The sequence below is a fragment of the Halorubrum sp. AJ67 genome, from assembly GCF_000513435.1.
In genome coordinates this window covers 1-10,900 of record NZ_CBVY010000015.1, presented here as the reverse complement: position 1 = coordinate 10,900, position 10,900 = coordinate 1, and the positions used below count along the sequence as shown (strand labels likewise).

10 protein-coding genes, 1 tRNA gene and 2 pseudogenes are annotated in these 10,900 nt (G+C 62.9%); 7 read left to right on the top strand and 6 right to left on the bottom strand.

Translation table 11 applies throughout. The annotated features are described in order from the left end of the window. Together BN903_RS11640 and BN903_RS11635 are read right to left on the bottom strand one after the other, a co-directional pair. Window positions 1-957, bottom strand: a 957-nt coding sequence (locus BN903_RS11640; protein WP_079890652.1) for an AAA family ATPase, incomplete at its 3' end; no start/stop codon positions are given. A gap of 52 nt (window positions 958-1,009) precedes the next feature. Continuing rightward, the gene (locus tag BN903_RS11635) at window positions 1,010-1,666 is read right to left on the bottom strand and encodes a DUF4013 domain-containing protein (RefSeq protein ID WP_048077886.1); all 657 of its coding nucleotides are present in this window, start codon (window positions 1,664-1,666) and stop codon (window positions 1,010-1,012) included. Between the two features lie 259 nt (window positions 1,667-1,925). On the opposite strand from BN903_RS11635, the gene BN903_RS11630 reads away from it, so the two are divergent. From BN903_RS11630 to BN903_RS11615, 4 genes are all read left to right on the top strand, one after another. Continuing rightward, window positions 1,926-3,212 carry an ABC transporter substrate-binding protein gene (locus tag BN903_RS11630; protein ID WP_048077885.1) on the top strand — a complete coding sequence of 429 codons (1,287 nt, stop codon included), beginning with the start codon at window positions 1,926-1,928 and terminating at the stop codon, window positions 3,210-3,212. 53 nt (window positions 3,213-3,265) lie between these two features. Beyond that, a complete protein-coding gene (locus tag BN903_RS11625) occupies window positions 3,266-4,252 on the top strand; it encodes a carbohydrate ABC transporter permease (RefSeq protein WP_048077884.1) in 987 nt (328 codons plus the stop codon). Continuing rightward, on the top strand, window positions 4,249-5,193 hold the full coding sequence (locus BN903_RS11620) for a carbohydrate ABC transporter permease (protein ID WP_048077883.1): 945 nt from the start codon (window positions 4,249-4,251) through the stop codon (window positions 5,191-5,193). Before BN903_RS11625 ends, BN903_RS11620 begins: the two co-directional genes overlap by 4 nt. Before the next feature lie 102 nt (window positions 5,194-5,295). Next, window positions 5,296-6,414 carry an ABC transporter ATP-binding protein gene (locus tag BN903_RS11615; protein WP_048077882.1) on the top strand — a complete coding sequence of 373 codons (1,119 nt, stop codon included), beginning with the start codon at window positions 5,296-5,298 and terminating at the stop codon, window positions 6,412-6,414. A 52-nt stretch (window positions 6,415-6,466) separates the two neighbouring features. Here BN903_RS11615 and BN903_RS11610 read toward each other — a convergent pair whose 3' ends face one another. After that, on the bottom strand, window positions 6,467-6,877 hold the full coding sequence (locus tag BN903_RS11610) for an SHOCT domain-containing protein (protein ID WP_048077881.1): 411 nt from the start codon (window positions 6,875-6,877) through the stop codon (window positions 6,467-6,469). A 114-nt stretch (window positions 6,878-6,991) separates the two neighbouring features. After that, a pseudogene (locus BN903_RS11605) lies at window positions 6,992-7,470 on the bottom strand (DUF192 domain-containing protein). A 60-nt stretch (window positions 7,471-7,530) separates the two neighbouring features. Between BN903_RS11605 and BN903_RS11600 the strand changes: the two are divergent. The 3 genes from BN903_RS11600 to BN903_RS11590 all read left to right on the top strand — a co-directional run bounded on the left by BN903_RS11600 (window position 7,531) and on the right by BN903_RS11590 (window position 9,802). Beyond that, a tRNA-Val gene (locus tag BN903_RS11600) sits at window positions 7,531-7,604 on the top strand. A 483-nt stretch (window positions 7,605-8,087) separates the two neighbouring features. Further along, on the top strand, window positions 8,088-8,918 hold the full coding sequence (locus BN903_RS11595) for a hypothetical protein (protein ID WP_048077880.1): 831 nt from the start codon (window positions 8,088-8,090) through the stop codon (window positions 8,916-8,918). Window positions 8,919-9,430: 512 nt separating this feature from the next. After that, window positions 9,431-9,802, top strand: coding sequence for a hypothetical protein (locus BN903_RS11590; protein ID WP_154018129.1), 372 nt, complete (start codon window positions 9,431-9,433; stop codon window positions 9,800-9,802). Window positions 9,803-9,864: 62 nt separating this feature from the next. On the opposite strand, the gene BN903_RS11585 is transcribed toward BN903_RS11590, so the two are convergent. Both BN903_RS11585 and BN903_RS11580 read right to left on the bottom strand, forming a co-directional pair. Next, window positions 9,865-10,683 carry an ABC transporter permease gene (locus tag BN903_RS11585; protein WP_048077878.1) on the bottom strand — a complete coding sequence of 273 codons (819 nt, stop codon included), beginning with the start codon at window positions 10,681-10,683 and terminating at the stop codon, window positions 9,865-9,867. Continuing rightward, window positions 10,680-10,900: pseudogene (locus BN903_RS11580) on the bottom strand (ABC transporter ATP-binding protein); the annotation flags it as partial. The gene BN903_RS11585 and the pseudogene BN903_RS11580, both read right to left, overlap by 4 nt.

The window sequence follows — 10,900 nt, the reverse complement described above, 5'->3', positions numbered from 1 at the left end:
CGTCGAGGCGTCGGAGAGGTCGAGGTCGGCCTCGCCGGCGAGCGCGTGGAGCCGCGCGAGGTCGTCGCCGCCGTACTCGGAGCCGGCGCGGGCGACCCGGAGGGTCTCGCGGAGCAGTTCCTGCCCGTCGTAGCCCTCGTCGAGGAGGTCGTCCAGCGTCGACCGCGCGTCCTTCAGGTCGCCGTTACGGGCGTCGGCGAGCGCCTCGCGGAGCGCGTCGTCGTCGCCGACCTCACCGAGCGTCTCGTAGGCCGTCGACATCGTGATCTCGTCGCCCTCGACCGCGGTCGCCTGCGCGGAGAGGATCGCCTCGCGGAGGTCGCCGCCGGCCGCGCTGGCGACGAACTCCAGCCCGTCGCCGTCGTGGTCGACGCCCTCGCGGTCGCAGATCGTTTCGAGGACGTCGATCGTCTCGTCGGTCGTCGGCGAGCGGACGCGGACCGGGAAGCAGCGCGACCGGATCGGCGCGATGAGCTTCGAGGGCTGGCGGGTGGCGATCACGAACTGCGTGGTCCGGTGGTGTTTCTCCATCACGCGGCGCAACGCCTGCTGGAAGTCCTCGCGGATCGCCTCCGCGTTGTCCAATAGGACCGTCTTATACTCGCCGGACATCGGCGCGTACGACGCGGACTCCTTCAGCACGCGGTTTATCATGTCGCGTTTCGCCATGCGGCTCCGGCCTTCGAGGAACCCCTCGAACCGCGGGTCGGTCCGGATCTCCTTTTTGGTCCGACCGAAGAAGTCGGCGACGTTGATCTCGATCAGATCGGCCTCGGGGTCGGCGTGGGAGGCGTCGGCGAGCGCCCGTGCCGCCGCCGTCTTCCCGACCCCCGGCGGTCCCTGAACGACGAGGTTCATCGGCTCGTCGACGGCCCGACGCAGGCGGTCGCGGGCCTCGTCCTGCCGGATCTCGTCGAGGTCCGGCGCGTGCGTGTCTATCCACAGCGGTCCCTGCATTACCGGTACGTCGGGACCGCGCGGCCAAGAATCGGTCGGTCACGGCGGCCCCTCACCGCCGTCTCGCGCGCTCGACGGCCCGCCCCCAGAGGTACGCGGTCACGAGGAGCCCGTAGGCGAGGACGAAGGTGCCGGCGAGCGGTCCGATCCGAGAGAGCGTGAACAGCGCGCCGCCGACGCCGACCGTGACGACGAGCGCGGTGAACCCGAGCGTCCACCCGAAGAAGTAGGCGGCGTGGCCGGCTACCGGCCGGAGCGAGTCGGTGGAAAACGCCCGTCGGAGCGATCCCTGCCGGCCGTAGGTCGTCAGTGAGATCGGGACCAGATAGAGCCCGATGATCCCCATGAACAGGACGGCGGTCGAGCCGGCGAGGATCACGACGACCGGCGCGTCCGCGCCGGGTTCGAGCGTGATGACACCGTAGAGGGTCACGAGGAGCGCGGCAAACGGGACGCCGAGGAACGCCAGACAGACGACCAGTCCGCCGAGCGACCGGCGGAGAAGCGTCCGCCCGTCGGCGAGGAACGGCGGGAGGGAGTCGCCGCGTTCGCTGGCGGCCAACACGCGGACGAGGTAACCGACGACCGGCACCGCCGGAAGGACCGGGACGAGGACCGACAGCGCGAGGAGCAGCCAGACGGCGAGGAGCGGCCGCTCCGCGGCGTCGCCGGCGACCGGATACGAGACCGCGGCGATCGAGGGGCGCATGGGTGTGCCCATCCGCCGGACCGTAGTATGCCCGTCGGTCCGGCATCGGTATCTCTCTCGATCCGGCGTCGGTATCTCTCTCGATCCGGCGTCGGTATCTCTCTCGATCCGGCGTCGATGCCCCCGCAGTCCCGGCGCGTCCGAAAACGGAAACCGGAGGAATACAACCGATTCATGGCGGTCGACGGCGTTTTAGAAATTGTTCTAGAGTAATGAGTAAGTATATATGCCAATCGTCCATTGTCTACCGTGAAGTACCATGACAGACCAAGACAAGCGGTTATCGCGGCGACACTTCGTCGGAGCGACTGGGGCGGCAACCCTCGCGGGTCTCGCCGGCTGTTCCGGCGGCGGCGACGGAGGCGACGGGGGAGAAGGTGCGCTTGAGGTCCTTCACGCGTGGACCGGCGGCGACGGCGCGACGGCTGCGGAAGCGCTCGTGGAGGCCTTCGAGGAGGAGTATCCCGACATCGAACACGAGTTCAATCCGATCGGGGGCGGCGGCAACCAGAACCTCGACGCGGTCGTCGCGAACCGGCTCCAGAACAACGAGCCGCCGAGCGCGTTTGCCGGCTGGCCCGGCCCGAACCTCCAGCGCTACGACGGCGTCCTGGGCGACGTCGGTAGCGTCTGGGAGGAGGAAGGCTTCGAGGACGTGATGGTTCAGGAGGCCGTCGATCTCCACCAGCGAAACGGCGCGTACCGTGCGGTCCCGCTCGGCTCGCACCGACTGAACTGCCTGTTCTACAACACCTCGGTCGTCGAAGAGGCGGGCGTCGACCCCGACTCGCTGACGAGCGTGTCCGCGTTCATCGACGCGCTGGAGACGGTCCAGAACGAGACGGACGCGATTCCGATGACCCACGGCGTGAGCGGCACCTGGACGACGACCCAGCTGTTCTCCTCGACGATGCTCGGTCAGGAGGGGTACGAGGCGTACATGAACTTCCTCGACGGGAGCCCCGACGAGGCCGCGGTCAGTGCGACCTTCGAGTCGCTCGCGGAGATCCTCGAGAACTACATCAACGACGACGCGTCCTCGATCGGACTCACGGAGTCCAACCAGAACATCATCGAGGGCAACGCGGCGTTCATCCACCAGGGGAACTGGGCGGCCGGTGCCTACCGGAACGCCGAGGACTTCAACTACGACGAGGACTGGGGCTTCAAGACGTATCCCGGCTCGGAGGGCATGTACATGCTCCACTTCGACTCGTTCCTCTACCCGTCCGACAACCCGACGCCGGACACGACGGACCAGTTCATGGCGTTCGTCGGCAGCGAGGCGGCGCAGGTCGCGTTCAACCAGTATAAGGGATCGATCCCGACGCGAACCGACGTCGACATGAGCGAGTTCGGCCCGTACCTCCAGGAGACGCAGGAGGACTTCGCCAACGCGGAGGAGCGTCCCCCGAACCTCCAGCACGGGCTGGGCGTCCCCTCGGAGACCATGACGGCGCTGAACGACGTGATCTCCAGCGAGTTCTCCGGACCGTACAACGTCGACGCCGCCACCGAAGGCTTCGTCGACGCGGTCTCCAACTAACTCCGGTCCACGATGCGACCGGATTTCGGCGGTTTCGGCACACGACGAACCATATGACACGGAACACTGACACCGGTGACGACAGTGGCGACGCAGTCACGGACGGCGGCGTCGCCGAGGACCGGAAGGGCTCGGGATTCAGTCCGATCACCGCGTTGAACGACCGCTTCGGCAGCGACTTCGTCGGGTCGTCGCAGTTCTGGCTCCCGCCGTTCCTGCTGGTGGGACTGTTCGTCTACGGGGCGATCATCTGGAACTTCCTGATATCGCTAACGGACTTCACCGGCTTTGGGAACCCGAGATACGGCGACTTGGACCTCGAAATGTACGGCCGCGCGCTGTCGGAGAGCGGCTTCGTCGACGCCGCGGTCAACACCTTCGTCCTCCTCGTCGGGTTCACCTTGGTGACGCTCGCGCTCGGGCTCGGGTTGGCGATTCTGGTCGACCGGAATATTCGATTCGAGAACACCTTCCGGACGATCTACCTGCTGCCGATGAGCCTCTCGTTCGTCGTCACCGCGCAGTTCTGGGCGTGGATGTTCAACTTTAACAACGGCGTCATCAACATCGTCATCACGTCGCTCGGGCTCGGCCGGGTCGACTGGATCGGGAACCCGGACATCGTCCTCTGGGCGGTGATGTTCGCGTTGATGTGGCAGTTCGCGGGGTACGCGATGGTCGTGTACCTCGCGGGCCTGCGGGCCATCCCGAACGAACACTACGAGGCGGCGAAGGTCGACGGCGCGTCGACGATCCGGATGTACTGGCGCGTGATCATCCCCCAGCTGAAGGGGTCGACGATCAGCGCGTCGGTCGTCCTGATGGTGTTCGCGCTGAAGGCGTTCGACTTCCTGTACTCGCTGGTCGGCGGCTACCGGCCACCGAACGGGGCCGACATCCTCGCGACCAAGATGGTCCGTGAGGCGTACGCGAACCTGAACTGGGCGTACGCGTCGGCGATCGCTATCACCCTGTTCCTGATGACGCTCGGTATCGTCGGTCCGTACCTCTACTACCAGTACAATCGAGGGAACCTATGAACGACGACACACGAACCGACGGAGGAGCGGTATCGAAAGCGGACCCAGGAGCATCCGCGGGGGTGTTCTCCGGGATCGACGGGTACCGGGCCCTGCTGTATCTCGGCCTGCTCGGGATGTTGTCGTTTTTCCTGATCCCGATCGAATCGGGCCTCGTCACCTCGTTTAAGACCCCTAGCGGCGTCAGCGGGTCGCTTCCGTTCACGCCGCCGACGGGGAGTACGTTCACCCTCGAGAAGTGGCAGGCCGCGTTCGACGCGCTCGGCCGGGGACTGATCAACAGCGCGCTGTACGCGATCCCCGCGACCGTCATCTCGGCGCTGCTCGGGAGCTTCGCGGCCTACGGGCTCACGCAGTCAAATTGGAAGCCGAGGTACAAAGCGCCGATCCTCGCGCTGTTCGTCGCCGGGGTATTCATCCCGTACCAGGCGGTGCTCGTGCCGCTCTCGCAGTTCTGGTCGATGATCCCGCTTGAGGAGTCGCTGAGCTTCCTGTGGGGGCTCGGGATCAACGACGACTACACGGGGATCGTCGAGCTTATCATCACTCACGTGGCCTACGGACTGCCGATCTGTACCGTCCTGTTCAGGTCGTACTACAAGAACATGAACGAGGAGATGATCGAGGCGGCGCGGCTGGACGGCGCGTCCATTCGCCGCATCTACCGCCGGATCGTCCTCCCGCTCTCGGGACCGATGTTCGCGGTGGTCCTGATCTATCAGTTCACTCAGATCTGGAACGACCTCCTGTTCACGCTCGTGTTGGTCCAGACGGAGTCCAGCGCGGCCGCGCCGATCGTGTTGATCCTCGCCGGGCTGGGAACGTCGCTCGAAGGGCAGGACTTCGCGCTCCGAATGGCGGGCGCGTTCATCGCCGCCCTGCCGACGCTCGCGGTGTACATCGCGTTCGGCGAGGAGTTCGCCGAGGGGGTGGCGACGTGATCGCCGCCTCTCGCCAGCAGCAATCCATGATTCGACAGCAACCACGTACCCGACCGCACGCATCGATCTCGAACCGCCGCGCCGTTCCACGGGGGCGATAGCATGGGAACGCTCGAACTCGACGGCGTGACTAAGGTGTTCCCCGACGGCGACGGTGAGATCGTCGCCGTCGACGACGTCGACATCGAGATGCGCGACGGCGAGTTCCTCGTCGTCGTCGGTCCCTCGGGCTGTGGCAAGTCGACGACGCTCCGGATGGTGGCGGGGTTAGAGACGATCTCCAGCGGGGATATCCGGCTCGCCGGCAAGATCATCAACGACGTGAAGCCGCAACACCGGGACATCGCGATGGTGTTCCAGTCGTACGCGCTGTACCCCCACATGACGGTTCGGGAGAACATGGCGTTCGGCTTAGAAGAGTCGACGGACCTCTCCGACGGCGAGATCGACGAGCGCGTCACCGACGCCACGGAGACGATGGGCATCGCCGAACTGTTAGACCGGAAGCCGTCCGACCTCTCCGGCGGACAGCGCCAGCGGGTCGCGCTCGGGCGGGCGATCGTCCGCGACCCGGAGGTGTTCCTGATGGACGAGCCGCTCAGCAACCTCGACGCGAAGCTCCGGTCGGAGATGCGGACGGAGCTCCAGCGGCTTCAGGACGACCTCGACGTGACGACGATGTACGTCACGCACGACCAGACGGAGGCGATGACGATGGGCGACCGGATCGCGATCCTAGACGCCGGCGAACTCCAGCAGGTGGCGACCCCGCTGGAGTGTTACCACGAGCCGGCGAACCAGTTCGTCGCCGGGTTCATCGGGGACCCGTCGATGAACTTCTTCGACGTTCAGCGGGACGGCGAGACGCTCGTCAGCCCCCTGTTCGACTACCCGCTCTCGGAGTCGACGCTCGACGACATCGGCGACGTGACCGACCTCACCCTCGGGGTCCGCCCCGAGGACATCTCGCTTGCCGGCGACGCCGAGGGCGAGCACACGTTCTCGACGGTCGTCGACGTCGTCGAACCGATGGGCGACGAGAACACCGTGTACCTCCGGTTCGAGGACGCGCCGGAGGACCAGACGTTCATCGCCACCGTCGACGGTCTCCAGCAGGTCGCGGCCGGCGACGAGATCACGATCGAGATCCCGGAAGAGACGATCCACCTCTTCGACGGGAACTCCGGCGAAGCGGTCCACAACCGAGAGATAGACGACTAACGGCCGACGCGGCGCACCGATCGAGTATCGGAAGCGGCCCGGACGGGACGCTTCACTCGCGTATCCGTTCCACTTCGCGGCGAAGCCCCTCACGCACCCTGTCAGCGACGTCGCCGTCCCCCGGATCGACCGTCTCGGCGTCCTCGGTCTCCAGCAGGCGGTCGAGTTTCCGCTCGAACTCGCGCTCGTCGATCTCGCCGTTGGCGTACCGCTCGCGGAGGGCGTCGAGCGCGGGGTCGCCGGTGGCGTTCTCGGAGCCGGCGTCGTCGTCCGGGATCGGCTTCACCAGCGTGTGGAGGACCGGGAGCGCGATGACGAGGCCGAAGAACCACACGAGTGGGAGGGTCCACCAGAGGCCGGAGAGGATCGGGGCGGCGACGCCGGAACCGACGACACAGAGGGCGAACACCCGCCGCCAGCGGTGGCGGAGGTTCCACGCGATCCGGCGAGCGAGTCCGGTCATGGTCGAGGCGACGGTTGCGACGCTGAAAGCGGTTTCGTCGGGTGGTCGCGTCGGGTCAGACGGCGGCTTTACTCCGGGTCGAACGGCGGCTTTACTCCGGATCGGACGGCGGTCTCACGCCCGGTCGATCACCAGCCGATCGCCCGGGTCGACGCCGTGACGGTCGCTCCACCCGCGCGGCACTTCGAGGACGTAGCGGCCGGTCCCCTCGTAGCGCGTGTACGGCCGCGGCTCGGGTTCGGCCTCGTGGATCCGCGTGACGGTCCCGTTCGCGTCCGCGAAGACGATGTCGATCGGGAAGGCCATGTCGCGCATCACGTAGGCGCGCTCCGCCTCCTCGCCGTGGACGAACAGCATCCCCTCGCCTTCGGGGAGGTCCGGGGTCGCGGAGAGCCCGACGTACTGCTTCACGACGCTGTCGGCGACGCGGGCGTCGGCGGTCGCGAGCGACTCGCCGGTGTCGCCGTCGACGGCCCGACCGTGGCGGTGTCGTAGCCGGCGATCAGGAGCGTCGGGTTCGTCGCAGCGACGGCGACGCCGACGAGGACGACGCACGCGAGGACGCCTGCGATCCCGATGAGGCGGCGGTTCACGGCGGGGGTTCGCGGCGCGGAAGGAAATCGTTTTCCGCTCTCAGGGGGTTGTTCCGGTGAGGGCTCGTGGTCTAGCTGGTTATGACGCGGCCTTTACAAGGCTGAGATCGGCGGTTCGAACCCGCCCGAGCCCATTCGCAGTGTGGACGCCTCATAGTTGCATGAAAGCGAGAGGGTTCCCCACATCTTCTTATATACGTTAACCCGCTCAGCGTCGTTGATTCCACGCATTCTGTGGACGCGCCCCCGTTCTGTCCCGTACTCACGCGTAGTCTAACGTGTGAGTCACATAGATATTTCGACCGTTTAGGCCAGAATATGGATTAGACATGCGCGCCAAGTAGACCGCCGAGGTCTCCACGCGCTGCGCGCGACACGCGGCTGTTGGTGTGGACGGAATTCACTCAATTTCATTCACTACAGTGCGGTTGACCCGCTCACTCTCTTCAACATGCCACGGTCTCAACGGATTCAAGACCCACGGTGGAAGGATTAGGTCTTTGCGGGGAAGGGGGTACATGGCATGATGGGCCATTTTCACGCGAGCGCCCTCTCTGAATTTCACTTTCACCGTAGTGACGGTACATTTTACAACCTATCAGAATTTAATTATTCATATGCCTGACAGTGATTCCTCTGAATCAGGGATTCTGCTCAAAGAGCTGAGACGCCAGTCGGAAGAACGGGAAGAGCGTCATCAAGAGCGTATCCAGATTCTTGTAGCTCTCTCGCTGTTTGCGGGATATATCACTGCGTTCTTCAACAATCTATTCAACAATGTCGTGCTGAATGTCGCAACTACGGTACTCTTCGGGGTAATTCTCGTATTTCTACTCTACAAGCTCATTCTTAATTCACATGTCACTAACAACGACTTGATAACATCCGACAAAGTGGATAGAGTATTCTCAGGACTTTATTTGTTTTCTGTTGTTGGATTTGCCGTTGTAGCTGTATTTATCATCACCGCTGAGCAACTGAATATTTCGATTCAAGATATTGGGTCAGGTACTATTGGCTCAATACTTGTCGCGTCTATGTTCCTGCTCATGATTATATTATTTACATTTATAGGAAAGAAACAAAATCAGAATCTCCGTAATCAGGAGAAGCGGCTGCGTGAGGAACTTCCAGCGGCGCTTAAGTTACTGGAAATGGGAGATATGTTAGATTCCTCAAAAAGAAGCGCGCTAATTGAACGGCTTGAGGCACTACTAGAAGAGGATAAAGAGAAAATACCAGACTTGTTCTGGTTTGGTAGTCTCATGATGGCAATGGAGCCAGATGGTTTCGTTTCGCTCAACCACAGCGACCGCTCGCGTTTATTGACTATTGTTGAGAGAGTCGCGCGGCGAGATAAACACGGGAGACATGACGAAGAAGATCTAGAAAAAATTGAGGCGATAATTGAGCGGGCAGAGGAGTCTGAAAGGTCGGTTTCTCTATAATGTCGCCTTAGACCGCAACCGATCTCGAAACGCCGCGCTACTTCTGCTATCGTCTACGTCACAGACGCCGTGATAATCTAGTGCGGTCGCGATTTCGTACGTATGAGCGGGACTATGGTCAAAGGCTCTGTACACCTCAGCACATTCGTAAACTGACGAGGCCCCCTGTCTTCGGATTCCGCTTAGCTTCTCGCCACAGCGCCTCAACTACCTCTGTCTCATAGAGCGATTCACGTGATAGGAATGCCTCTTTCCGAAGCACTTGTGTAGACGAATCGCTCTGTGCGTCAGCCGTCACTACAGCCATGTCACCACGGGGTCGAAGCGGGTTCTCCACTCCCCACTGTGACGGTTCTCTCCTACAGAACTCTTATTTAATGCCAATATATGTTCTTAATATGGTCGCTCCTTCGACTCTTCTAACAGCATTCAATACTTTGCTGATTTTGGGTACAATCGGACTCGGGATAAGTACGTATATTTTTCAAAAGCGTACGAGTCTGAGGGAATCCTTGGAACAATTAGACTCACTCTGGGTCGAACACAGAAGAGAGTATATCGGGGTTTTTCTACACGAATTTTCTTATCTTCCTCTACTAAGGGAAAACGCTGTTCTGAAGTTCTATGTTAGAAGTCCTACACCCGAAGAAAAGGCGAATGTGGGGATGATTCGCAACGCCGAGAATTTAATAAGAGATACTTTTGGTAAGGCCCCAGAGGATTTTCTCGAATACGATAGAGTTACAGAGGCATGGGATGATGAGAGCGGGCTCTATCTCAAAACCAATACGGTTGATGCTGTAGAAGTTCGCCAGTTGGCAGAGCAGATTCAGGTTGATTTAGAGCTGTCAATAATTGACGACGATGAGATCCCCCCTAATTGAAACTCTCCTCCGATAGCCACAGAAAAATAACTGCGAGCGGCGTCGCGGCGAGTCGCGACCGCTCAGAGGTCGTCCGCGTCGAACTTCAGGAGTCCGGCGAGCGGCGGGGCGACGGTCCAGAAGACCAGCATCGCGGCCGCCGAGAGCTGCCGGTTCGCCTGCTGGCCGCTGAACAGCTGTCCGCCGAGGAACGCGTTCGACAGCACCTCGACCGCGCTCGTGGGGTTCGAGACCTGAAGGAACACGCGTATCTGCGTCGCCGACAGCGGGAGCGCGTTGATGACGGAACCGGGGACGGCTCCGACGAGCCGGCCGGTGAGCACGCTCCACAGGAGGACGAACAGCACGTAGACGCCGATGCTACCGATGAGCGCGCGCAACTGGGTCGACGAGGCGGCCGAACAGCCGACCGAGATGGAGACGAACACGACGCCGAGCGCGGCCGCGAACACGGTGTACCCGAGGAACGCGCCGGCGTTGAACGTGACCGGCACGACGATCAGCACGGCCGCCGGCAGCAGGAAGCCGGCGAACACCGCGAGCGCGAGCGCCGCCCCGCGACCGATGACCTTCCCGAACACCACGTCGGCCCGCGAGTGCGGGAGCGACAGGAGCAGTTTCAGCGACCCCGACTCGCGCTCGCCGCTGACTGCGCCGTAGCCGACGACGACGCCGACCAGCGGGACGAGGTACGTCACGAGGACCGGGCCGACGAAGAAACTCAACAGCGCCTCCGTGGCGAACTGCTCGTTCTGTCCCGTGGGACGAACGATGAACGCGAGCACCGAGACGAGCAGCGAGAACAACGCGATGAGCGCGATCATCCCGCGCGATTGGACCGTCTCCCGAAGGTCTTTGCGGGCGACGGCGGGGAGGCTCATGAGTCCACCTCCTCGGCCGCGGTCTCGTCGTCAGGCCGAGTCGAGTCGGAGGCGTCGGTGTCGCGCTCCGCAGCGTCTCCCTCCGTGTACGCCAGGAAGAGGTCCTCTAAGGACGCCTCTCGGGTGTGGAAGTCGGCGACCGCGACGCCCGCGTCTTCGAGGGCGGCGATCACGTCGGTCTTCGCGTCGCTGGCGCAGTTCACCACCAGTTCGTCGC